20 protein-coding genes are annotated in these 22,357 nt (G+C 67.9%); 10 read left to right on the top strand and 10 right to left on the bottom strand.

Annotated features, from left to right (window positions below; all coding sequences use genetic code 11):
- The 4 genes from F3J10_RS17775 to F3J10_RS17760 all read right to left on the bottom strand — a co-directional run.
- A partial coding sequence (locus F3J10_RS17775; RefSeq protein ID WP_167242641.1) for a TolC family protein occupies positions 1-319 on the bottom strand: 319 nt, incomplete at its 3' end.
- Between the two features lie 65 nt (positions 320-384).
- Entirely contained in the window at positions 385-3,477 is a 3,093-nt protein-coding gene (locus tag F3J10_RS17770; RefSeq protein ID WP_167242638.1) for an efflux RND transporter permease subunit, read from the bottom strand.
- Positions 3,474-4,613 carry an efflux RND transporter periplasmic adaptor subunit gene (locus tag F3J10_RS17765; protein WP_167242637.1) on the bottom strand — a complete coding sequence of 380 codons (1,140 nt, stop codon included), beginning with the start codon at positions 4,611-4,613 and terminating at the stop codon, positions 3,474-3,476. The genes F3J10_RS17770 and F3J10_RS17765 overlap by 4 nt, the downstream gene beginning before the upstream one ends.
- 39 nt (positions 4,614-4,652) lie before the next feature.
- Positions 4,653-5,234, bottom strand: a complete 582-nt coding sequence (locus F3J10_RS17760; protein ID WP_025100567.1) for a DMT family transporter — start codon at positions 5,232-5,234, stop codon at positions 4,653-4,655.
- A 95-nt stretch (positions 5,235-5,329) separates the two neighbouring features.
- Between F3J10_RS17760 and F3J10_RS17755 the strand changes: the two genes are divergently transcribed.
- The 6 genes from F3J10_RS17755 (at position 5,330) to ribD (ending at position 12,260) form a co-directional block, all read left to right on the top strand.
- The gene (locus F3J10_RS17755; RefSeq protein WP_025100566.1) at positions 5,330-6,235 is read left to right on the top strand and encodes a LysR family transcriptional regulator; all 906 of its coding nucleotides are present in this window, start codon (positions 5,330-5,332) and stop codon (positions 6,233-6,235) included.
- A 570-nt stretch (positions 6,236-6,805) separates the two neighbouring features.
- Complete coding sequence (locus tag F3J10_RS17750; RefSeq protein ID WP_341772810.1) at positions 6,806-7,558, top strand: class I SAM-dependent methyltransferase; 753 nt, start codon at positions 6,806-6,808, stop codon at positions 7,556-7,558.
- A 121-nt stretch (positions 7,559-7,679) separates the two neighbouring features.
- Positions 7,680-8,318 carry a GTP cyclohydrolase II gene (gene ribA, locus F3J10_RS17745; RefSeq protein ID WP_013696509.1) on the top strand — a complete coding sequence of 213 codons (639 nt, stop codon included), beginning with the start codon at positions 7,680-7,682 and terminating at the stop codon, positions 8,316-8,318.
- Complete coding sequence (locus tag F3J10_RS17740) at positions 8,315-10,006, top strand: WD40 repeat domain-containing protein (RefSeq protein WP_167242636.1); 1,692 nt, start codon at positions 8,315-8,317, stop codon at positions 10,004-10,006. The genes ribA and F3J10_RS17740 overlap by 4 nt, the downstream gene beginning before the upstream one ends.
- 119 nt (positions 10,007-10,125) lie before the next feature.
- Positions 10,126-11,109 (top strand): SUMF1/EgtB/PvdO family nonheme iron enzyme, encoded by a 984-nt coding sequence (locus F3J10_RS17735; RefSeq protein ID WP_167242635.1) that lies wholly within the window; start codon positions 10,126-10,128, stop codon positions 11,107-11,109.
- 65 nt (positions 11,110-11,174) lie between these two features.
- Positions 11,175-12,260: a bifunctional diaminohydroxyphosphoribosylaminopyrimidine deaminase/5-amino-6-(5-phosphoribosylamino)uracil reductase RibD gene (ribD, locus tag F3J10_RS17730; RefSeq protein WP_167242640.1), complete on the top strand. Its 1,086-nt coding sequence runs from the start codon at positions 11,175-11,177 to the stop codon at positions 12,258-12,260.
- Positions 12,261-12,291: 31 nt separating this feature from the next.
- Here the strand turns inward: ribD and F3J10_RS17725 are convergent, their stop codons facing one another.
- From F3J10_RS17725 to F3J10_RS36540, 5 genes are all read right to left on the bottom strand, one after another.
- On the bottom strand, positions 12,292-12,690 hold the full coding sequence (locus tag F3J10_RS17725) for a nucleotide pyrophosphohydrolase (RefSeq protein WP_025100560.1): 399 nt from the start codon (positions 12,688-12,690) through the stop codon (positions 12,292-12,294).
- Between the two features lie 48 nt (positions 12,691-12,738).
- On the bottom strand, positions 12,739-13,779 hold the full coding sequence (locus F3J10_RS17720) for a PDDEXK nuclease domain-containing protein (RefSeq protein WP_105829842.1): 1,041 nt from the start codon (positions 13,777-13,779) through the stop codon (positions 12,739-12,741).
- A 196-nt stretch (positions 13,780-13,975) separates the two neighbouring features.
- Positions 13,976-15,070, bottom strand: a complete 1,095-nt coding sequence (gene ychF, locus F3J10_RS17715) for a redox-regulated ATPase YchF (protein WP_025100558.1) — start codon at positions 15,068-15,070, stop codon at positions 13,976-13,978.
- Between the two features lie 393 nt (positions 15,071-15,463).
- Positions 15,464-15,829: a hypothetical protein gene (locus F3J10_RS17710; RefSeq protein ID WP_025100557.1), complete on the bottom strand. Its 366-nt coding sequence runs from the start codon at positions 15,827-15,829 to the stop codon at positions 15,464-15,466.
- Between the two features lie 129 nt (positions 15,830-15,958).
- Entirely contained in the window at positions 15,959-16,081 is a 123-nt protein-coding gene (locus F3J10_RS36540; protein ID WP_036030550.1) for a hypothetical protein, read from the bottom strand.
- A gap of 500 nt (positions 16,082-16,581) precedes the next feature.
- On the opposite strand from F3J10_RS36540, the gene F3J10_RS17705 reads away from it, so the two are divergent.
- The 4 genes from F3J10_RS17705 to F3J10_RS17690 all read left to right on the top strand — a co-directional run bounded on the left by F3J10_RS17705 (position 16,582) and on the right by F3J10_RS17690 (position 21,359).
- Positions 16,582-17,763, top strand: a complete 1,182-nt coding sequence (locus F3J10_RS17705; RefSeq protein ID WP_105829844.1) for a UbiH/UbiF family hydroxylase — start codon at positions 16,582-16,584, stop codon at positions 17,761-17,763.
- Positions 17,764-17,932: 169 nt separating this feature from the next.
- A complete protein-coding gene (locus tag F3J10_RS17700) occupies positions 17,933-18,658 on the top strand; it encodes a DsbC family protein (RefSeq protein WP_013696519.1) in 726 nt (241 codons plus the stop codon).
- A 166-nt stretch (positions 18,659-18,824) separates the two neighbouring features.
- A complete protein-coding gene (locus F3J10_RS17695) occupies positions 18,825-20,615 on the top strand; it encodes a PDZ domain-containing protein (RefSeq protein ID WP_166915437.1) in 1,791 nt (596 codons plus the stop codon).
- Between the two features lie 144 nt (positions 20,616-20,759).
- Positions 20,760-21,359, top strand: coding sequence for an NAD(P)H-dependent oxidoreductase (locus tag F3J10_RS17690; RefSeq protein ID WP_025100554.1), 600 nt, complete (start codon positions 20,760-20,762; stop codon positions 21,357-21,359).
- 134 nt (positions 21,360-21,493) lie between these two features.
- Here the strand turns inward: F3J10_RS17690 and F3J10_RS17685 are convergent, their stop codons facing one another.
- Entirely contained in the window at positions 21,494-22,354 is an 861-nt protein-coding gene (locus F3J10_RS17685; RefSeq protein WP_167242634.1) for a uracil-DNA glycosylase, read from the bottom strand.
- Positions 22,355-22,357: the final 3 nt, after the last annotated feature.

The following is a 22,357-nucleotide window of genomic DNA, read 5'->3' as shown; positions in this document are numbered from 1 at the left end:
TCGGGAACAGCCCCGCACGCGTGATCTGGTACTGCGCGCGCGCCGCCTCGATGTTGAGCACCGAGACGCGCAGATCGCGATTGTTCTTCAGCGCGATCTCGATCAGCGCCTGCAGGCGCGGATCGGCAAAGAAGTTGCGCCAGCCGATGTCGGCGGCGGCCTGGCCACTGGCGCTGCGCGCGCCGTCCGCGCCCGGTTGCGTCGCGTAGACGCCGTCGGACGGGAAGCTGCCCGACACGGGTGCGGCGGGGCGCTGGTAATGCGGCGCCATCGTGCAGCCCGTGGCGGCGAATAGCAGGACCGCCGCGCCGGCCGTCATCGACGGTTTCAGGGCGGGGAAGGGAAAGCGGACGGCGAAGCGAGCGAAGGCGGACACGATGCGTCTCAATGCTGGGTGGCGAGCAGGCGTTCGCGCTCGGAGGCGCGCACGGCGCCGTGATTGCGCGCGAGGAAGGTGTAGACGGTGGGCAGCACGAACAGCGTGAACAGCGTGCCGACCAGCATCCCGGTCGAGACGGTGATGCCGATCGCGAAGCGGCTCGCCGCGCCGGCGCCGCTGGCGAACACCAGCGGCACCAGGCCGGCCACCATCGCGGCGGTGGTCATCAGGATCGGGCGCAGGCGCACCGCGGCGGCGCGCTCGATCGCGGCGAGCCGGTCCAGCCCCTCGTCGCGCTGCAGGTCGTTGGCGAAGCTGACCATCAGGATGCCGTGCTTGGTGATCAGGCCGATCAGGGTGACCAGGCCGATCTGCGTGTAGATGTTCAGCGTGGCATAACCGAGGTAGAGCGGCACCAGCGCGCCGCATACCGACAGCGGCACCGAGACCAGGATCACCAGCGGATCGCGCAGGCTCTCGAATTGCGCGGCCAGCACCAGGAAGATCACGATCAGCGCGAACACGAAGGTGACGGTCAGGCGATTGCCTTCCTGCACGTATTGTCGCGATTCGCCGAGCCAGTCGATCGAATAACCGTGCGGCAGCGACTGCGCGGCCAGGAAGTCGACCGCTTGCCCCATCGTCACGCCGGCCGCCGGCACGGCCGACAGCGTGACCGCGTTCATCTGGTTGAACTGGTTCAGCATGCTGGCCTGGTTGCCGGTGGTGACGCGCACCACCGTCGAGAGCGGGATCATCGCGCCGCTGCGCGTCTTCACGTAGTAGCGTGCCAGCGTCTCGGGCGTGAGCCGCTCGCCGCGCGCGACCTGCGGGATCACGTCGTAGGAGCGGCCCTTGAAGTTGAAGCGGTTCACGTAGTTCTCGCCGACCAGCACGGCCAGCGTATCGGCGATGTCCTGCATGGTGACGCCGAGCGCGTTGGCCTGGCTATGGTCGATCGTCAGCCTGACGGCGCGGCTGTCGAAGGTGAGGTCGCTGTCGACCGTCGAGAACAGCCCGCTCTTGCCCGCGGCGGCCTTGAGCTTCTCGACCGTCTCGTAGAGCTGCGGGTAATCGGCCGGCGCGCGCACCACCATCTGCACCGGCAGGCCGCCGCTGGACGCCGGCAGCGAGGGCAGCAGGAAGGTGAAGATCTGCTCGCCCTCGATCGCGCTCGCGCCGTTCTGCACGATGCCCTGCAACTGCGCCGCGCCGCGCTCGCGTTTGGACCAGTCCACCAGGTTGACGCCGGCGAAACCCAGGTTGCTGCCGTTGTAGCCGTTCAGGATGAAGCTGGTATCGGCTTCGGGGAAGGCGCGGAAGGCGCGCTCGAGCTCGGGCGCGTAGCGCTCCATGTAGTCGAGGTTGGCGTACTTCGGCGCCTTCATGACGGCCATGATCGAGCCCTGGTCCTCGGGCGGCGCGAGTTCGCGCTTGACGCCCGAGAACAGCAGCACGATGCCGGCCAGCACTACCACGCCCACCAGCAGCACCAGCGGCCGCGCGCCGAGGCTGGCGCGCAGGCCGCGCCGGTACCAGCCGGTCAGGCGCCCCATCACCTGTTCGACGCGCTTGACGATGGGTCCTTCGGAGAGCTGCGCGGTGAGCAGCAGCGAGCCCAGCATCGGCGAGAGCGTCAGCGCGATCACGCCCGACACGAACACCGACCCCGCCAGCGTGAAGGCGAACTCCTTGAACAGCGAGCCGGTCAGCCCGCCCATCAGCCCGATCGGCGCGTAGACCGCCACCAGGGTGCCGGTCATCACGATCACCGGCATCACGATCTCGCGCGTGCCGATCAGCGCGGCGCGCACCGGCGGCTCGCCCGCCTCGATATGGCGATGTATGTTCTCGACCACCACGATCGCGTCGTCCACCACCAGGCCGATCGCCAGCACCATCGCCAGCAGGGTGAGGATGTTCAGCGAGAAGCCGAACAGCAGCATCAGCAAGGCGGTGCCGACCAGCGACAGCGGGATCGTGAGGATCGGGATCAGCACCGCGCGGAAGCTGCCGAGGAACAGGAAGATCACCACCACCACGATCACCACCGTCTCGGCCAGCGTGGTGCGCACCTCGTCGATCGAGGCGTGGATGAAGCGGGCCACGTCGAAGCCGTCGGCGATGGTGAGGCCGGCCGGCTTGTTGCGCTCCATCGCCGGCAGCAGCGCGTCGATGCCCTGCACGATCTCCAGCGGATTGCCCGAGGGCGTCGCGTTGACGGCGATGTAGACCGCGCGCCGGCCGTTCATCAGCGCGCTCGAATCGTAGTTCTGGCCGCCGATCTCGACGGTGGCCACGTCGCGCAGCCGCACCAGGCTGTAGCCGTTGTCGGCTGCGCGCACCACCAGGTCGCCGAACGCGCGCGCGTCCTGCAGGTCGGTGTTGGCGCTGATGTCGGCCAGCGTCAGCGCGCCCTTGATCTGGCCCGGCGCGGCCTGCACGTTGTTGGCCTTCAGCGCGGCCGACACGTCGCCGGCCGAGAGGCCGTGCGCGGCGAGCCGGTCGGCATCGAGCCAGACGCGCATCGCGAGGTTCTGGCCGCTGAGGATGTCGGCCGAGGCCACGCCCGGCACCGTGGTCACCAGCGGCTGCGCCACGCGCACGATGTAGTCGGTGATCTCGGGGATCGACAGCGTGTCGCTCGCGAAACCGAGGTACATCACCGCGGTCGGCGCGTCGGTCAGCTTGGTGATGATCGAGTCGTAGGCGTCGGCGGGCAGCTTGTACTTGACCTCCTGCACCTTGGCCATGATTTCCGTCATGGCGCGATTCGAGTCGGCGTTCAGGCGCAGGCGCGCCTTGATCACGCTCTTGCCCTGGGTGGTACTCGAGCTCAGGTAGTCGATGCCGTCGGCGGTCGCGATCGACTGCGCGATCGGGGTGGTGACGAAACCCTGCATCAGCGCCTGCGAGGCGCCCGGGTAGTCGGTCTCGACGCTGATGGTGGCGCTCTCCAGCGTCGGGTACTGGCGGATCGGCAGCGACATCAGCGCGCGCAGGCCGACCAGCAGGATCAGCAGGCTGACCACCAGGGCCAGCACCGGGCGGCGGATGAAGATGTCGGTGAAGGCCGGCTGCGAGCGGTGCGTGTTCATTGCGCCGTCTCCGTTTCCGTGTCGCGGGGGCCGGCCGCCAGGCTGGCCTGGTCGCCGTCGTGCCGGTCGTAGGCGATCTTCACGCGCGCGCCGGGCGCGACACGCACCTGGCCCGCGGTCAGCACCACCTCGCCGGCGCGCAGCCCCTCGAGCACCTCGATGCGCCCGCCGCCGGCGATTCCGGTGCGCACCTTGCGGAACGCGACGGTGCCGACGCCCTGCGTGTTCGGCTTCTCGACCACCGCGACGGTATCGCCGTCCTGCGAGCTCTGCACCGCCGTGTCGGGCACGGTCAGCACGTCGGGCCGCGAAGGCAGCTCCAGGGTGACGTGCGCGTACATGCCGGGCCGCAGCGGATGGCCGCGGTTGTCCAGGGTGGCCTGCACCGTCACGTTGCGGGTGGCGTCGCCCACGCGCGGCTCGATCGCCGTGACCTTGCCGACGAAATCGCGGCCCGGATAGGCATCGGCTGCCAGGTGCACGGCCTGGCCGGCGCGCAGTTGCCCCAGGTACTTCTGCGGCAGGGTGAAGTTGGCGTAGAGCGTGTCGAGGTCGGTCAGCGTGGCGATGGCCTCGCCCGCGTTCAGGTACTGACCGAGATTGACCTGGCGGATCCCGATCTCGCCGGCGAACGGCGCGCGCACCAGCTTCTGGCGGATCACCGCCTCGACCTGGCGCGCGTCGGCGCTGGCCGATTGGTAGTCGAACTGGTGCTGGTCGAACACGCTGCGCGGCTCGGCGCCGACCGGCGCGAGCGTGCGCGAGCGCGCCAGCTGGCTCTTCGCGAACACCGCCCTGGCCTGCAGGCTGGCGAGCTGGGCGCGTTCCGGGTCGTCGTAGAGCTGGACCAGCGGCTCGCCCTGGCGGACCTGGCTGCCCGGCGTGAAGTGGATCGCGGTGACGCGGCCCGCCACCTCGGGCGCGAGCATCACCTGCCGCACCGCCAGCAGGGTGCCGATCGCGTCGAGCGTGGAGGGCGCGGTGCCGGCGCGCACCACGCTGGCCGTCACGCTCATCGGGGGGGAAGGGGGCGGCGCCTCGTTGGCGACCGCCTCGCGGCCGCTGCGCCACAGGAACAGGCCGCCGAACACCACCGCCATGGCGGTGCCGGCAAGAATCAGTTGCGACGATTTCATGGGTGTCTCGACTACGCGGAAATCGGCCCGCAGGCCGGATCAGGTGTGGGGATGCGCGCTCGGCTCGATCTCGCGGGCGGCATGAGGGCTGGCCTCGGCGCTGGTGCCGGCGCCCGCGCCGGCTTGGCCGTCGGCCGGCCGCGGCGCTGGCGCGGGGGTGAACCACTGCACCAGCAGCATGCCGGCGAAGATCAGCAGCACGCCGGCCACTCGCCCGGGATTGGCGGGCTTCACGGGCAGCCCCATCAGCCCGTAGTTGTCGATCAGCAGCGAGGTCAGCATCTGGCCCGCGATCACGCTGACGATGAAGGTGGTCGCGCCCAGGCGCGGCGTCAGCACCAGGGCCGAGGTGATGTAGATCACGCCGGCGATGCCGCCGAACCAGATCCACACCGGCAGTTGCGTCGCGCGGCCGAGCAGCGGCGCATGCGCGTGCATCACGAACAGCGCGGGCAGCACGCACAGCAGGCTCACCAGCAGGGAGGCGACGGTGGCCCACAGCGGATGGCCGAGCGCGCGGCCCAGCGCGGCGTTGCTGCCCGCCTGCAACGGCACCAGGGCGCCGGCCACCAGGGCAGCGCAGGCGAGGGTGGCGGTCGAGAGCGAAAGAGAGGTCGGCATCGTTCGTTCATCACGCGGTGGTTGTGTTCGGGCCGATTCTCTTATATTAATAATCTGAATGAAAATTCGTAGTAATTATCCCGGTAATTCAAATCATGAATAATCTAAAGCGGATCGACCTCAACCTGCTGGTGACCCTGCAGGCCTTGATGACGGAGAAACACATCTCCCGCACCGCCATGCGCCTGCACAAGAGCCAGCCCGCGATCAGCCATGCGCTGGCGCATCTGCGCGACATCTTCGACGACCCGCTGCTGGTGCGGCGCGGCGGCGGCCTGGAGCTGACCTCGCGCGCCAGCGAGCTGATGCAGCCGTTGTCGGATGCGCTGGACCAGCTCGGCGCCCTGCTCGAGCCGCCCGAATTCGATCCCTCGCAGGCGCAGCGGGTGTTTCGCGTGTCGATGTCCGACTACGGCGCGCGCATCGTGCTGCCCAGGCTGGTGCGCATGCTGCGCGCGACCGCGCCGGGCATCGAGCTGGTGGTCAGCCAGGCGACCCGCGAGGCGATGCGCATGCAGGTGATGGACGGCGAGGTCGACCTCGCGCTCGGCGTGTTCCCGCCGCCGTCCACCGAGCTGCACACCGAGACGCTGTTCGTCGAGACCTTCGCCTGCCTGGCCGACGCGGCCAGCATGCCGGCCTCGCGCATGCTCGACCTGGAGGCCTGGCTGGCGCGCCCGCATGCGCTGGTGGCGATGCGCGCCGGCACCGACAACGAGATCGACCGCGCGCTCGCGCAACTGCGCGCCGAGCGCCGCATCGCGGTGATCCTGCCGCACTGGGGCGTGGCCAACGAGCTGATCGTCGATACCGACCTGGTGCTGACGGTGGCGCGGCGCAACCTCGACGCGGTGCGCGCCGACACGCGGCTGTGCGTGTTCGACCCGCCGTTTCCGGTGGAGTCCTTCGAGTTCCAGCAGATGTGGCATCAGCGCCGGCAGGGCGACCCCGCCCACAGCTGGCTGCGCCAGGTGATTGCGCGGGTGGTGCGCGACCGCTGATTCCCGGCTCGCCGCTCCAGGCGATTTTTCCCGGATTTTCCGCCGCGTCCGCTTTCCTGTTCCGAATTGAATTGCCGATCCCGTGCGAGGTATTGCACGGGATTTTTTCATTCCCGAATTATTTCGGATCCTGAATCGGATATTTGCGTTGCATGCTTTTTGTTATGTGTTTCGCGTGAAAGTAAAAAATAAGGCGAATTGATATCGCGAATGGGCGGCTTGCGATGCCTCGATCCGGTATCTCATGCCGATGCGTGCATGCACCCGTGAATCTGATTCAGCAAATCCGTCTGACGAATAGTGAAAGTGTGACAGGCTGTAAAAAATTCTCGAAATGAATGATGGCGATGCATCCAAAGAATTTCATGGGACCGATTCGCTTAGATACAATCCGCTTTCATTGAATGAATTAAGTCAAATTCCAAACCATTTCGAGGGAATGCGGCGGCATTTTGTCATGCTTATTCATGGCGTACATGCCGAATCATGAATCTGCTCGATAAGGAGGAGGCGAATATCGATAAATCTGGATAGGCAGCCGATTGACCCATCGATAGTGATTCCGTTGATATGGAAAGGTTACGAATGAGTACGACAGCTCGATACGATTCGATTGGCGGATTGTTTGAGGATTTCACGCAATCCGCCGCGCAGCGGGCCATCGAGGTCCGCACGATTTTCCACATGATTGGTGATGTTTCCGGCAAGTCGGTGCTGGATCTGGCTTGCGGATTCGGTTTTTTCGGGCGCGAAATCTACCGGCGCGGCGCGGCCGGCGTGGTCGGCGTGGATATCTCCGAGAAGATGATCGACCTGGCCCGCGAGGAATCGCGCAAATACGGCGATCCGCTCGAATTCCACGTGCGCGACGTGGCGAACATGGAGCCGCTCGGGCAATTCGACCTGGTCAATGCCGCCTGGCTCTTCAATTACGCGGATTCGGTCGAGAACCTGCGCAAGATGTTCAAGGTGGTGCGCGCGAGCCTGAAGCCGGACGGCAAGCTGGTGGCCTATACCGTCGATCCCGATTTCTCGCTGGCCAAGGGCAATTTCGCGAAATACGGCGTGAACGTGCTCAACGAGCGCCCCTGGGGCCCCGGCCATCGCCACGATGCCGAGTTCGTCACCGAGCCGCCCAGCCCGTTCAGCTTCTACCGCTGGAGCCGCGCCGATTACGAAAGCGCGATCGCCGAGGCGGGTTTTAGCCACTTCGAATGGCAAAAGCCGCTGCTCGGTGCCGACGATATCGCCACCCACCCGCCTGGTTTCTGGGACGTGTTCCAGAACAACTGCCTGCAGACCGGCCTGGTTTGCAAGCCCTGATATTCCAGAGGCGGACCGATCCGCCCCATTCGTCCAGACTCTGCGCAAATCGGCAAGGCATGGCAGCCCGCTAGCGTCTCTGCCGATGCGCGCGCATCTCCTGAACCTGAGAGGCCGAGCCATGAATCAATCCGATGATCATTCCGGCGTGAGCATCCGCACACGCATCAAGGTGCCGATTCGTCCGCGTTCGAGCGCGACGGCATTTGAAACCGAGATGGTGACCTTCAACGGTCTTTGCGACGGCGCCGAGCATATCGCGCTGGTGTTCGGCAAGATCGGCGAGGCGCCGCTGGTACGCCTGCATTCCGAATGCCTGACGGGCGACGTGTTCGGCTCCGCGCGCTGCGATTGCGGCGAGCAGCTCGACGAGTCGGTCGCGCTGTTCGGCGAGCGCGGCGGCATCCTGCTCTACCTGCGCCAGGAAGGGCGCGGCATCGGGCTCTACAACAAGCTCGACGCGTATCGCCTGCAGATCTCGCAGGGGCTCGACACCTTCGCGGCCAATCGCGCGCTCAACTTCCCCGACGACCTGCGCGACTTCCGCGTGGCGGCCCAGATGCTCACGGCGCTCGGCGTCGGCGAGGTCTCGCTGGTCACCAACAACCCCGACAAGACCGCGCAACTGACCGATCACGGCATCAAGGTGCGCCAGGTGAAGTCGACCGGCGTGTTCGCCAACAGCGTCAACTTCGGCTACCTGCATGCGAAGGCGACCCAGCACCGGCATGCCATCAAGCTCAACGGAGAAATGCAATGATTGCCCATCGCAGCCCGATCAGCGGCATCGCCGCCCATCGCGACCAATACGTGCTGACGGCCGGCTACGACAACCAGGTGATCCTGTGGGACGCGAAGACGCAGCAGCCGCTGGCGCGCGCGATGCACGACCATCTCGCCAACCAGGGCGCGTTCTCGCCGAACGGCGACTACGTGGTGACCTCCTCGTCCGACTACACCGCGCGTCTGTGGACCGTGCCGAACCTGCGCCTGGTCGCGGTGTTCGCCGACCAGGAGGACGACGTCGAGATGAGCGTGTTCCATCCGTCCAAGCCGCTGGTGGCGACCGCTTCGCGCGACCATCGCGTGCGCGTCTATGACTTCTCCGGCCGGCTGGTGCAGACCTTCGCGGGGCATGCCGCCGACGTGATCTCGGTCGAGTGGATGAGCGATGCCGACGAGCTGGTCTCGTCGAGCGACGACGGCACCATCAAGCGCTGGTCGCTCGCCACCGGCGGCCTGGTGGGCGACGTCGACCTGAACGGCATCGAGACCGACACCATCGTGATCGCCCCGGACAGCCGCATCTTCGCCGGCAACGACGAAGGCGAGATCATCATGATCGACGGCGATCGGCGCGCCACGCTCAAGGCGCACGACGCCGGCGTGAAGCGCCTGGTGCTCGACGGCCGGCGCGGCCTGCTGGTGTCGCTGTCCTACGACCGCACCATGCGGCTGTGGAAGGTCGGCTCGGGCATGCCCGAGGCCAGCGGCGGCACGCAACTGCCGCCCGAGGTCTGGCCGCGCTCCTGCTCGTTCGAGGGCGACGACCACATCGTGTTCTCGACCTTCCATTCCACCTACCGCCGCTACAACTGGAAGCTTTCGCGCTGGGACAGCAGCGAGATCGCGCCGACCCATGGCGCCAACGCGGCGATCGCGATCGACGGCAAGGTCTGGACCATCGGCGACGCGGGCGTGGTGCGCGTCGACGGCGTGGAGCACGCGAACACGCACAGCCTCTGCAACTTCCTGACGGTGGCGGGCGACGTGGTGTTGACGGGCGGCCAGCTCGGCAAGCTGTTCGACGCGCGCAGCGGGCGCGAGCTCTACCAGCACCGCTCGCCGCTCAACTGCGCGGCCAGCTTCGAGCACGAGGGGGTGACGCATGCGATCGTCGGCGCCTATACCGGCGAGGGCATCGTGCTGCGCATCGAGGGCGACAAGGTGCGGCACGTGCGCGACCTGCCGCTGCATCCGAACGCGGTGAAGGGCGTGGCGCGCTCGGGCGACCTGCTGTTCTCGGTGGCGGCCGATGCCTCGGCGACCTGGGTGCGCTGCTCGACGCTGGAGATCGTCGCCACGCTGCCCGATGCGCACGACAAGATCGCCAATGGCTGCGCTGGCCTCGGCGAGGGCTACTTCGCCTCGATCAGCCGCGATCTCAAGCTGCGGATCTGGTCGCCCGACCAGCAAGTCGAGCTGATCGATACGCCGCACACGCATTCGATCAAGTGCGTGAGCGCGAGCGGCGACGGTCGTTACATCGCCACCGGCAGCTACTACGGGCGCGTGGCGATCTACGACCGCGTCGAGCGCCGCTGGAGCTTCGATGCGCGCGTGAGCACGGCGGGCGTGTCCTCGCTGAGCTTCGATCCCCTGTCGCGGCATTTCCTCGCCAGCTCCTACGACGGCCAGGTCTACCGCGTGCCGGCGATCCCGCGCTGAAGCCGGCCCGGCCGGAGCCCGCTGCGGCGGCCGCCGGCCGGCCTTTCGTCCGAGCGCGCGACGGCTGCCGCGCCGCGCGCGATTTGCCCATCCGATCCTGCAATCGACTGCTACCGACCATGACCATCACGTTGGCTGACAATCCGAACCGCCTCACCGATCGCGAGGCAATGGGCCTGCCCGAAACCTTCGTCGCGCGCACGCCGGCCGCGCTGCTCGCCGGCCACGAGGACCTGCTGGGCGCCGGCGCGCCCTGCCTGGTCGAGATCGTCGAGGATCCCGCCCAGCCGTTCGCGCGCCGTCATGCGGCGGGCGCCTTGCTCGGCCTGCTCGGCGATCCGCGCATTCGTCCGCTCGAGCCGGTGATGCGGCGCATCGAGGCGGCGCGGGCGAGGATCGGCCTCGATCCCGCCGAGCTCGGGCGCGTGCTGGCCGAGTGGGAGCGGGTCGGCGTGATCGAGCCGTGGATCGCGAAGGAGTGCCCGGCCCACACCGTCGAGCTGGCCTCCTATGCGCTGATGCGCTATCCGGTCAGCAACCTCGAATACCGCCTGTTCCTCGAGGACACCGGCTCGACCAAGCTGCCGAGTTCCTGGGCCTTCGGCGTCTATCCGGCCGAACGCTCGAATCATCCGGTGTGGTCGGTGTCGGCCGAGGCGGCCGACCACTATGCGCGCTGGCTCGCGCGGAAGACCGGGCGCGCGTTCCGGCTGCCGAGCGAGGCCGAATGGGAATACGCGGCGGCCGGCGGCGCGGCGCGCGAATATCCCTGGGGCGACGCGTTCGATCCGGCCGCCGCGAACACGGTCGAGGCGGGCCCGCTGAGTACCACCCCGGTCGGCATCTTTCCGGCCGGCCGCAGCGTGTTCGGCATCGACGACCTGGGCGGCAATGTCGAGGAATACGTCGCCGACGACTACCGCGCCTATCCCGGCGGCGATGCGATCGACGACGATCTCGCCCTGACCCAGGGTGCCTACCGCGTCGCGCGCGGCGGCAGCTTCACGCGCTTCGGCGACCTGGCGCGCTGCGCGCGCCGCCACGGACGCTACCAGCGCGACATCTACGCGATGGGCTTCCGGCTCGCGGAGACGCTGCGATGAACGGCGCGCTGCGCAGTATCGAGGTCCACGACGATGCCTCGCGCGAGGCGCTCGATCGCGCCTGGATGGCCAGGGCGCTGGAGCTGGCGGCGCGGGGGCTGTATACGACCACGCCGAATCCGCGGGTCGGCTGCGTGATCGTCAAGCAGGGGATCCTGATCGGCGAGGGCTACACCCAGCCGGCCGGCCACGACCACGCCGAGGTGCGCGCGATGAAGGATGCGCTCGCTCGCGGCCATGAGCTGCGCGGGGCGACCGCCTACGTGACGCTCGAGCCGTGCAGCCATTACGGCCGCACGCCGCCTTGCGCGAAGGGGCTGGTCGAGGCGGGCATCGCCACCGTGGTGGCGGCGATGGAAGACCCCAACCCCCAGGTATCGGGGCGTGGTTACGCGATGCTGCGCGAGGCCGGCATCGAGGTGCGCGGCGGCGTGCTCGAGGATGAGGCGCGCGAGCTCAATATCGGCTTCGTGTCGCGCATGACGCGCGCTCGGCCCTGGGTGCGCATGAAGATGGCCGCCTCGCTCGACGGCCGCAGCGCGCTGCCCGACGGCGCGAGCCAGTGGATCACCGGCGCCGCCGCGCGTGCCGACGGCCATGCCTGGCGCGCGCGGGCCTGCTCGATCCTGACCGGCATCGGCACGGTGCGCGGCGACGATCCGCAACTGAACGTGCGCGGCATCGACACGCCGCGCCAGCCGCGGTGCGTGCTGATCGACGGCCGGCTCGACCTGCCGCACGAGGCGCGGCTGATGGCCGGTGCGCCTCCACTGGTGTTCTGCGGCGAACTCGATGCGCCGGCGCGCGCGCGTGCCGATGCGCTGCGCGCGCGTGGCGCCGAGGTGGTGTCGCTGGCCAACGCGCGCGGCTCGGTCGACCTGGCCGCCGTGCTGGCCGAGCTGGGCGGGCGCGGCGACAACGAACTGCACGTGGAGGCGGGGCGCACGCTGAGCGGGGCGCTGCTGCGCGCGGGGCTGGTGGACGAGTTGCTGGTCTATGTCGCGCCGAGCCTGCTGGGCGCCGATGCGGCGGCGATGTTCGAGCTCAGCGCGCCGGTCTCGCTGGAGTCGCGCGTGAAGCTGCGCTTCCATGATGTCGAGCGAGTCGGCGAGGATCTGCGGATCCTGGCGCGGTTCGAGGGGGTGTCTTGAGGTGAGGGCGCGATGAAGCGCGGCGGGGTTTTCAGGCAGGCGGCGCTGAGTTGCCGTGGTCGTCTTCGTAGTCGGAATACTTGCGTGAATCGCCGAATACCTTCTCCGCCGGGTATTTCTGGCGATTGATCACCATCTTTTCCAGGAAGGCCGCGCGCAGGTCAATGTCCAGCTGATCGGCGAGCTGGACCAGGTAGGCCAGCACATCGGCCATCTCGTGGCGCACCGCCTGCAGGCCGGCTTCGCCGAGTTCGGCGGCCTCGCCCGAATTCAGCCACTGGAACGGCTCGAGCAATTCGCTCGCCTCGACGCTCAAGGCCGTGGCGAGGTTCTTCGGCGTGTGAAACCTGGACCAGCCGCGCTCGGCGACGAATTCACGAAGGATGTCGCGTGCCGTCAGCAGGCTGTCGCGCTCGTTCTGGTCGTTCACGGCTGGGCTCCTTGCAGTTTCCTCGGGGGCGTGTTGGCGATGGAGTACTTAATCTTGCCCACCACCTAGCTCACGCTCGATCTGCTCGATGCTGGGCAGGCTGGTTTGCAGTTCCGCAGGCAGGGATTCGATCAATTGGTATTCCGCCACGCCGATGGGCTGAGTCTTGTCGCGAAGCGCATATTCAGCCACCACGGTGTTTTTACTCTTGCACAGCAGCAGGCCGATGGTCGGATTATCCTGCTCTGCCTTGACCTGCATATCCATGGCGGTCAGGTAGAAACTCAGTTGACCAAGGTGCTCCGGTTTGAACTTCTCGGCTTTCAGCTCGACCACTACATAGCAGTGCAGCTTGAGGTGGTAGAACAGCAGGTCGATGAAGAAATCATCACCGCCAACTTCCAGATGAACCTGGCGGCCGACAAAGGCAAAGCCTGCGCCCAACTCGAGAAGAAACTGGGTGATGTGCTTGACCAGTGCCGCCTCGATTTCGCGTTCGTTGGCCTCCTGGCCGATATCCAGGAAATCGAAAAGGTAAGGATCCTTGAGGGACTGCCGTGCCAGGTCGGTCCCCGGCGCGGCTAGACGATCGGCGAAGTTGGTGATTGCCTGGCCCTCCCGCTCCAACAGGCGGGATTCGATATGGATTTCCAGCGTGGCACGCGACCAGCCTTGCTCGATGGCTCGTCGAGCGTAAGCGAGTCGTTGCTCAGGTTGTTTCAGCCTGGCCAGCAATACCAGGTTGTGGCCCCAGGGCAATTGTCCAACAGCCTGTTGGACAATTGTCGCGTCCGGCCAGGCATCGGCGAACGAGCGCATGTACATCAGGTTCGCGCGGGAGAATCCCTTCATATCGGGGAAGGCCGTTCGGAGATCGTGCGCCAGCCGTTCGATGACCTTGGCCCCCCAACCCTGCTCTGCTTGCCGTTGCAGGATGTCACGGCCAATTTGCCAGTAGAGCAGCACCAGTTCCCGGTTGACGGCCAGTGCTGCCCGTTGCTGGGCACGATGAATGCGGCTCTTCAACTCACCCAGCCAGTTGGCGTAGCCTTCCGGGACTGGGGCGAGAGACACGGGCTTTTCGCTCATGTCGACTCCCCGCTGGTGGCCTCGATCGCGACCAACAGCCGACTATGGACTCCGTAGTGGAGAGAGGCGGCTCCACGGTTGGATGCAGATGCCTCTGCCTGATCCGAAATACCCTGGATTTCGCGGGTCGACTGGAGCGCTCGTCGAATTCGACCGCTCCCGCGGTCAGGATAAATCGTCAGATTTCTACCATGCCTCAGACGTTGAACAGGAAGTTCATCACGTCGCCGTCGTGCACCACGTATTCCTTGCCTTCGGCGCGCATCTTGCCGGCTTCCTTCGCGCCCTGCTCGCCCTTGTAGGCGATGTAGTCCTCGTAGCCGATGGTCTGCGCGCGGATGAAGCCGCGCTCGAAATCGGTGTGGATCACGCCGGCCGCCTGCGGGGCGGTGTCGCCGATATGGATGGTCCAGGCGCGCACTTCCTTCACGCCGGCGGTGAAATAGGTCTGCAGGCCGAGCAGCTTGAAGCCGGCGCGGATCACGCGGTCCAGGCCCGGCTCGTCCATGCCCATGTCGGCCAGGAAGGCTTCCTTGTCGGCATCGTCGAGATCGGCGATCTCGGCCTCGATCGCGGCGCACACCGCCACCACCGGCGACTTCTCGGCCTCGGCGTACTTGCGCACGGCGTCCAGGTGAGGATTGTTCTCGAAGCCGTCGTCCTTGACGTTGGCCACGTACATCGCCGGCTTGGCGGTGATCAGGCAGAACGGCTTGAGGATCGCGAGCTCGTCCTCGGACAGGTCCAGGCCGCGCACGGCCTTGCCCTGGTCGAGGTGGGCGCGCACCTTCTCGAGCGCGGCGGCCAGCTTGACCGCTTCCTTGTCGTTGCCCGACTTGGCGGCCTTCGAGTAGCGCGTGAGCGCCTTCTCGACGGTGCCCAGGTCGGCCAGCGCCAGCTCGGTGTTGATCACCTCGATGTCGTCGAGCGGGTTCACGCGGCCGGCCACGTGGATCACGTTCTCGTCCTCGAAGCAGCGCACCACGTGGGTGATCGCGTCGGTTTCGCGGATGTTGGCGAGGAACTGGTTGCCGAGGCCTTCGCCCTTGCTGGCGCCGGCCACCAGGCCCGCGATGTCGACGAACTCGACCACCGCCGGCACGATCCGCTCGGGATTGACGATCGCCGAGATCGCCTTCAGGCGCGCATCCGGCACCTCGACGATGCCGACGTTCGGCTCGATGGTGCAGAACGGGTAGTTCTCGGCGGCGATGCCGGCCTTGGTCAGCGCGTTGAACAGGGTGGACTTGCCGACGTTCGGCAGGCCGACGATGCCGCATTTGAGGCTCATGGGAAACCTTTCTGGATCAGATGTTGTGTGCTCGCGCGGGGCGCGCCCGGCAGCTTCGGGCCGATCGGCCGCGCAAGACGGAACCGGGGCGGGGCGGCAGGCGGCGCGACCGGGCGCTGGAGCCGGCGGTTTCGCGCGGATGCTGCCCGCGAAAGGCGCAATTGTATCGCGTTCGGATCGGGGGATTTCAAGCGGGAGGGACGGCGGCGCCTGCGCGGCACGGAAACGGCGGCGCGGTGGCGGGGCACCTGCCGACCAGGGGCGGGCGAGGCGAGGGCAAGCCCGGTTACGGCGGGAGCCGCGGACGCCAGCATCGACAGGCTGCGCCGGCGGTCGAACGACCGGAGCGTCGCCGCCCCGGGAATTCGCCGTTCCTGGCGAGCGCGCCGCCCGTCAGTCGGCGACGCGTCGGTCGGCCAGCGCCGCTCGGCAGTCTTCCATCACCAGCGCGACGAGCCGCGACTGCGTGTCGAGCTCCTCGGTATCGATGATTTCCTCGACGGCGTCGCGCGCCCAGGCCTTCTCGACGAAGTCGCCGTGCTTCCTGGCGATGTCGAGCGCGACGGCGGCGAGCTTGGCGATGCAGAGCCAATCGGCCTCGCGCAGGTGGCGGTCGAGCCACTTGTGCGCGGCCTGCACCTGGAAGGATGCCGCAGGCCACGATTCGTTCAGGTAGAACGCGCCGAGATTTCCGACGGTGAGCCAGCACAGCAGCTCGACGCGGTCGTGTTGGGTGAGGTTGGGGTGTACGTCGCTCATGGCCATGCTCGAGATGGGGTTGAGAGTCGCTTTCCGTCACCGGTGATACGCGGGGCCGACGAATCAACAATAGCACGCCATGGACGATTTCACGCAAGCCCGGAATCGCCCGGACTCGCGCGCGGCGGATCAGTAGCGATAGTAGTCGCGATGGTGGTGGTAGCCGCCGTCCGGCACCACGATGCAGCCGCCGAGAGTGGAGCCGAGCAGCACGGCGAGCGAGGCGAGGAGGGCGATGCGTTTGAGTTTCATGATGGCGTTTCCCTTTGGTTCATCAATGGAGCCGACTGTAGCGGCGCCGGGCATGACAAGCGGTATGCGTTTGTAAGGAAACGTGTGGGCTGTAATGCTTGCGGGCCGTGCCTCACGGGGCGATCGCGGGGGCGGTTACGGATGAAATGGGTTCGGATCGCCGCGACTTGTGGAGGGCGCGAAAAAGGCGGGGGCGGGAAGCTCGGCACGGTGGATTCGCAGCGCCCAAGCGCCGGCTCGTTCAGTGCCGGAAGGGGGCGTCGGACTGGCGATCGAGCGCGGCGGCAAGGGCCGCGGAACCCGGGTGGCGATCACGGGCAGGGTTTGTCCGTGTCGGTCGCACGCGACAGTTTTCTCCGCTGCCATGCCGCGCTTGGTCGTGCCGCTCGGCGCGGTCGTCCCGCAGCCTCGGCGAGTCGCTGGAGATCGCCGCCGAACCCCGGTTCGCGCTGATCTTCCGCAAGCCCGTGCCACATGGAAAAAACGGCCCCGCAGCTATAATGCGCGCCATGACTGCCCATCCTCAGACCTTCGACGTGGCCGTGGTCGGCGGCGGCCTTGTCGGCAAGACCGCGGCGCTCGCCATGACCCAGGCCGGCCTCAAGACGGCGCTGCTCGCGCAGCCCGCCGCGCCGCGCGCGGCCGACACGGCGTTCGACGCGCGCGTCTACGCGTTGTCGGCCAGCTCCCAGGCCCTGCTCGAACGCCTGCGCGTCTGGCAGGCGCTCGAGCACACGCGGCTCGCGCCCGTCTACGACATGCGCGTCTACGGCGACGCCCAGGCGGAGCTGCATTTCTCGGCCTTCCAGGCCGCGGTGCCGCAACTGGCCTGGATCGGCGAATCCTCGCTGGTCGAGCGGGCGCTGGATGCGGCGCTGCGCTTCCAGCCGAACCTGAGCTGGATCGACACGCGTGCCCAGGGGCTCGACATCACGCCCGAGCGCGCCACGCTGTCGCTCGCCAACGGCGAGGTGATCTCGGCCGACCTGGTGGTGGGTGCCGACGGCGCGCATTCCTGGGTGCGTTCCCAGATGGGCGCCAAGGTCAAGCGGCGCGACTATCGCCAGACCGGCGTGGTCGCCAATTTCAAGGCCGCCGAGCCGCACCGCGAAACCGCCTGGCAGTGGTTCCGCGACGGCGAGATCGTCGCCCTGCTGCCGCTGCCCGACGGCCACGTCTCGCTGGTCTGGTCGGCGCACACGGCGCATGCCGACGAACTGCTGGCGCTCGATCCGGCGCAACTGGCGGCCGAGGTCGAACGCGTCACGCATCGCCAGCTCGGCGCGCTCGATTGCGTGACGCCGGCCCAGGGTTTCCCGCTGGCGCTGCAGACCGTCGACCGGCTGATCGCGCCGCGCGTGGCCCTGGTCGGCGATGCCGCCCACCTGATCCACCCGCTGGCCGGGCAGGGCATGAATCTCGGGTTGCGCGACGTGGCCGCGCTGGCCGATGCCGTTGCCTCGCGCGAAGCCTTCCGCGATCTGGGCGACACCGTGCTGCTGCGCCGCTACGAGCGCTCGCGCCGCGAGGACATCCGCGCGCTGATGGCGGCCACCGACGGCCTGCAGCGGCTGTTCGCGCTGCCCGGCACGCTGGCGCGCGTGGCCCGCAACACCGGCATGGCGCTGGTCGGCGCGCAGCCCTTCGTCAAGCGCTGGCTGGTCGCCTCGGCGCTCGGCTGAGCGCCGCCGCGGCTGGCTCGCGGCGCCGGTGCGCAGCCATCACCGGCGCCGCGAGCCGATTCCGATCCTGATTTCGTGACGAACCAATCCGGCGCAGGCCTGTCGGACAGGGTTCGCCCACCGTCGTACACTAACGGACGTGCTCCGACAGACCCCCAAGGAAGAGTGAATGAAAACCACAGTCCGCATCGCCGCGCTCGTGCTGGCGACCGCCGCCGCCACGCTGGGATGCACCGCGCAGGCTGACCAGACCACCGACAAGCTGAAGACCACGCTGCAGGCGCGCCTGGGCGACGCGACCGTCAAGAGCATCGAGAAGTCGCCGATCCCGGGCCTCTACGAAGTGAATCTCGGGTCGCAAATCGTCTACAGCGACGCGGCGGGCGATTACGTCCTGCTCGGCGACCTGGTCGACACCAAGACGCGCAAGAACCTGACCGAGGCGCGCATGGCCGAGATCAACAAGGTCGATTTCGCCAGCCTGCCGCTCAACAACGCGATCAAGTACGTGAAGGGCAACGGCGCGCGCAAGATCGCGGTGTTCTCGGATCCGAACTGCCCCTACTGCAAGCGCTTCGAATCGACGCTGCAGTCGATGGACAACATCACCGTCTATACCTTCCTCTACCCGGTGCTGACGCCCGATTCGACGGTCAAGTCGAAGGCGATCTGGTGCGCCTCGGATCGCGCCAAGAGCTGGGAGAACTGGATGGTCGGCCACCAGCCGCCGAGCGGCGCCGGCAACTGCGATACCTCTGCGCTCGACAAGAACCTGGCGCTGGGCCGCGGCCTGAACGTGACGGGCACGCCCACCATCATCCTGGCGGACGGCACGCGCCTGCCGGGCGCGGTATCCGCCGACCAGCTCAACAGCGCGCTGGCCGCCGTCAAGTGACGCGCCGGGCCTGATCGCCCGAACCAGCAAGAGGCGCCGGCATTCGTCTGGCGCCTTTTTCGCATCTCGAACCCGCTTCACAACCCGCTGCACAACCTGCTTCACAGCCCGCTTCACGAACCGTTTTGTTGCCGGCCCGTTTCGCCAACCTTTGCCGATGCCCCCGATGACCCCGATCCGCTATTCCATCGTCCCCAAGGACCCCGCCGCCCACCTGTTCGAAGTCACGCTGAGCGTCGCCGAGCCGGACCCGGCCGGCCAGCGCTTCATGCTGCCGGTGTGGATCCCGGGCAGCTACATGGTGCGGGAATTCGCGCGCAACATCGTCACGCTGCGCGCCTTCAACGAGGCCGGCCGCAAGGTCCGCATCGCCAAGGCCGACAAGCACAGCTGGCAGGCCGCGCCGGTCGAGGGGCCGCTGACGCTGCGCTACGAGGTCTATGCCTGGGACCTCTCGGTGCGCGCCGCGCATCTCGACGATACCGGCGGCTTCTTCAACGGCACCAGCGTGTTCCTGGCCGTCGAAGGGCAGGAGGCGGCGCCCTGCGTGGTGGCGATCGGCAAGCCCGAGGGCGAGACGGCGCGCCGCTGGCGCGTGGCGACGGCGCTGCGCGAGGCGCGCGGCACGCGGCGCTACGCGTTCGGCGACTACGAGGCCGACAACTACGACGAACTGATCGACCATCCCGTCACGCTCGGCGAATTCGCGCTGGCGAGCTTCGACGCGCATGGCGTGCCGCACGACGTGGTGATCGCCGGCCGCGTCGCGCGGCTCGACATGGAGCGTCTGTGCGCGGACCTGAAGCGCGTCTGCGAGGCGCAGATCGCGCTGTTCGAGCCACGCACGAAGAAGGCGCCGATGGCGCGCTACGTGTTCATGACGCAGGCCGTCAGCGACGGTTACGGCGGCCTCGAGCATCGTGCCTCGACGGCGCTGATCTGCAACCGCACCGACCTGCCGGTGAAGGGCCGCCCGGAAACCAGCGAGGGCTACCGCACCTACCTGGGCCTGTGCAGCCACGAGTATTTCCACACCTGGAACGTGAAGCGGATCAAGCCGGCCGCCTTCGTGCCCTACGACCTGAAGCAGGAGAACTACACCTCGCTGCTGTGGCTGTTCGAGGGCTTCACCTCCTACTACGACGACCTGATGCTGGTGCGCAGCGGCCTGATGAGCCGCGAGGAATACCTGGCCGCGCTGGGCCGCACCGTCGGCGGCGTGCTGCGCGGCGCGGGCCGCACCAGACAGAGCGTGGCGGAAAGCTCGTTCGATGCCTGGGTCAAGTACTACCGCCAGGACGAGAACGCCTCGAATGCGATCGTCAGCTACTACACCAAGGGTTCGCTGGTGGCGCTGAGCTTCGACCTGGCGATTCGCGCCGCGACGCGCAATCGCAAGTCGCTGGACGACCTGATGCGCCTGCTCTGGACGCGCTACGGCCGCGACTTCTATCAAGGCCAGCCGCGAGGCGTGGCCGAGGGCGAGGTGGCCGCGCTGATCGTCGAGGCGACCGGCGTCGACCTGGGCCGCTTGTTCGACGATGCCGTCTCGGGCACGCGCGACCTGCCGCTGGCCGAGCTGTTCGAGCCGTTCGGCGTGTCGCTCTCGCCCGAGGCGGGCCCCGGCGCGAAACCCTCGATCGGTGCGCGCGTACGCGGTGGCGGCGATTGCACGCTGGCGGTGGTGCACGAAGGCGGTGCCGCGCATCGGGCCGGGCTGTCGGCCGGCGACGTGCTGGTCGCGCTGGACGGTTTGCGCGTGACGGGCAGTAACCTGGAGGGGCTGCTGGCGCGCTACCGCCCTGGTGACAGGGTCGAAGCCCATGCCTTCCGCCGCGACGAGTTGCGCACCACCACGCTGCGGCTCGACGCGCCCGACGTGGTGCGCTACAAGCTGGCGGCGGCCGACAAGCCGGCCGCGCGGCGTGCCTGGCAGAACGCCTGGCTCGGGCTGTAGCACGGTAAACCGGCGATGGGTCGCGGCGGATTGTCCCGCTGTTGCAACAATCCGTCGCCGGCGGCCCGCTTTTTCATGTCGGGGGGGATCCGCACAATGGGCCCCACTCGCGCTGCTTCCAGCGCAAACCCAACGGAGCCCGACATGACGACCATCCTGCAAATCAATTCCGCCGCCCGCTCGCAAGGCGCCCGCTCGACCCAACTGTCCGACGAACTGACCGCCAAGCTGGCCCAGTCCAACCCGGGCGCCAAGGTGGTGGTGCGCAACCTGCTCGCGAACGCGCAGCCGCACCTCGACGACGCCGTGCTCGGCGCCTTCTTCACGCCGGCCGAACAACGCAGCGCCGAGCAGAACGCGATCGTCGCGAAGAGCGACGAACTGGTCGCCGAACTGCAGGCCGCCGACATCGTCGTGATCGCCGCACCGCTCTACAACTTCGGCATCTCCTCGCAGCTGAAGACCTATTTCGACTGGATCGCCCGCGCCGGCGTGACCTTCCGTTACACCGCGAACGGCCCGGAAGGCCTGGTCACGGGCAAGAAAGTGTTCGTGGTCTCGGCCCGCGGAGGCAAGTACCTCGGCACGCCGAACGACACGCAGACGCCGTACCTGAAGACCTTCCTGGGCTTCCTGGGCATGACCGACGTCAACTTCATCCACGCCGAAGGCCTGAACATGGGCCCGGACGCGGAAACGGCCGCGCTGGCGGCAGCCCGCGAAGCGATCGCCGCGGCAGCCTGAGGCGGCTTTCCGGAGCGTGCGCCGCGCCCCCCCCGGCGCGCGCTTCGGCTGCTGCCTCGAATGAAAACAGCCCGATCGGCATAGGCCGGTCGGGCTGTTTCGTTTGCGGCGGGCGGATCGGGCGTGGCCCGGCTTCAGGCCAGCGTGACGGCCTCGGCGGGTAGCCGCCAGTCGATCGGTGCCTTGCCGTGCTCGGTCAGGTAGTCGTTGGCCAGCGCGAAATGCCGGTTGCCGAGGAAGCCGCGGTGCGCGGACAGCGGCGAGGGATGCGGCGACTCGAGCACACAATGCGCGCTGGTATCGAACAGCGCGCGCTTGGCCTGCGCGTGCGCGCCCCACAGCATGAACACCAGGGCGCGATGGCGGCGCGCCAGTTCGCGGATCAGCGTATCGGTGCAGGGCTCCCAGCCGCGTTTCGCGTGGCTCGCGGCCGCGCCTTGCTCGACCGTCAGTACGGTATTGAGCAGCAGCACGCCCTGGCGCGCCCAGGAGTCGAGACAACCGTGCTTCGGCGTGTCGTGCCCGAAGTTCGCGGCGATTTCCTTGAAGATATTGCGCAGCGAAGGCGGTGGGCGTACCGCCGGCGGCACCGAGAAGGCCAGGCCGTGAGCCTGCGGCGTGCCGCGATCGTCGCCATGATACGGGTCCTGGCCGAGGATCACCACGCGGACCTCGTCGGGCGAGGTCAGGCGCAGCGCGCGGAACACGTCGGCCGGGTAGATCGTCTTGCCGGCCGCGCGTTCGGCGTCGACGAAGCGGCACAGCGGGGCGTAGGCGTCGCTCGACACGAAGGGCGCGAGCAGCTCGCGCCATGCGGTGGGCAGGGCCTCGAACTGCGCCTCGAGCGGCAGCGCCGCCGGTGCCGCGCCGGCGCCGACATCCGCCGCGATCGCGGCGGTTTCGGTGTCGCCGGGCGTGGACGTGGCCGGTTCGTCGAACAATGACGCTTGCGAGACGGCGCCCGGCTTGGCGCGGGAGGGGGAACGGCTCGCCATGGT

The organism is Burkholderia sp. Cy-637, assembly GCF_011753175.1.
Taxonomy (GTDB): Bacteria; Pseudomonadota; Gammaproteobacteria; order Burkholderiales; family Burkholderiaceae; genus Burkholderia; species Burkholderia gladioli.
This window is presented reverse-complemented; position numbering and strand designations above follow the sequence as displayed.

Coding starts and splice junctions, on each gene's coding strand:
- F3J10_RS17720 (WP_105829842.1), bottom strand. CDS start 13,779: ATGAGCGAAAAGCCCGTGTCTCTCGCCCCAGTCCCGGAAGGCTACGCC.
- F3J10_RS17695 (WP_166915437.1), top strand. CDS start 18,825: ATGACCCCGATCCGCTATTCCATCGTCCCCAAGGACCCCGCCGCCCAC.
- F3J10_RS17760 (WP_025100567.1), bottom strand. CDS start 5,234: ATGCCGACCTCTCTTTCGCTCTCGACCGCCACCCTCGCCTGCGCTGCC.
- F3J10_RS17770 (WP_167242638.1), bottom strand. CDS start 3,477: ATGAACACGCACCGCTCGCAGCCGGCCTTCACCGACATCTTCATCCGC.
- F3J10_RS17735 (WP_167242635.1), top strand. CDS start 10,126: ATGACCATCACGTTGGCTGACAATCCGAACCGCCTCACCGATCGCGAG.
- F3J10_RS17705 (WP_105829844.1), top strand. CDS start 16,582: ATGCGCGCCATGACTGCCCATCCTCAGACCTTCGACGTGGCCGTGGTC.
- ychF (WP_025100558.1), bottom strand. CDS start 15,070: ATGAGCCTCAAATGCGGCATCGTCGGCCTGCCGAACGTCGGCAAGTCC.
- F3J10_RS17710 (WP_025100557.1), bottom strand. CDS start 15,829: ATGAGCGACGTACACCCCAACCTCACCCAACACGACCGCGTCGAGCTG.
- F3J10_RS17765 (WP_167242637.1), bottom strand. CDS start 4,613: ATGAAATCGTCGCAACTGATTCTTGCCGGCACCGCCATGGCGGTGGTG.
- F3J10_RS17690 (WP_025100554.1), top strand. CDS start 20,760: ATGACGACCATCCTGCAAATCAATTCCGCCGCCCGCTCGCAAGGCGCC.
- ribA (WP_013696509.1), top strand. CDS start 7,680: ATGAATCAATCCGATGATCATTCCGGCGTGAGCATCCGCACACGCATC.
- F3J10_RS17700 (WP_013696519.1), top strand. CDS start 17,933: ATGAAAACCACAGTCCGCATCGCCGCGCTCGTGCTGGCGACCGCCGCC.
- F3J10_RS17740 (WP_167242636.1), top strand. CDS start 8,315: ATGATTGCCCATCGCAGCCCGATCAGCGGCATCGCCGCCCATCGCGAC.
- F3J10_RS17685 (WP_167242634.1), bottom strand. CDS start 22,354: ATGGCGAGCCGTTCCCCCTCCCGCGCCAAGCCGGGCGCCGTCTCGCAA.
- F3J10_RS36540 (WP_036030550.1), bottom strand. CDS start 16,081: ATGAAACTCAAACGCATCGCCCTCCTCGCCTCGCTCGCCGTGCTGCTC.
- F3J10_RS17750 (WP_341772810.1), top strand. CDS start 6,806: ATGGAAAGGTTACGAATGAGTACGACAGCTCGATACGATTCGATTGGC.
- F3J10_RS17755 (WP_025100566.1), top strand. CDS start 5,330: ATGAATAATCTAAAGCGGATCGACCTCAACCTGCTGGTGACCCTGCAG.
- ribD (WP_167242640.1), top strand. CDS start 11,175: ATGGCCAGGGCGCTGGAGCTGGCGGCGCGGGGGCTGTATACGACCACG.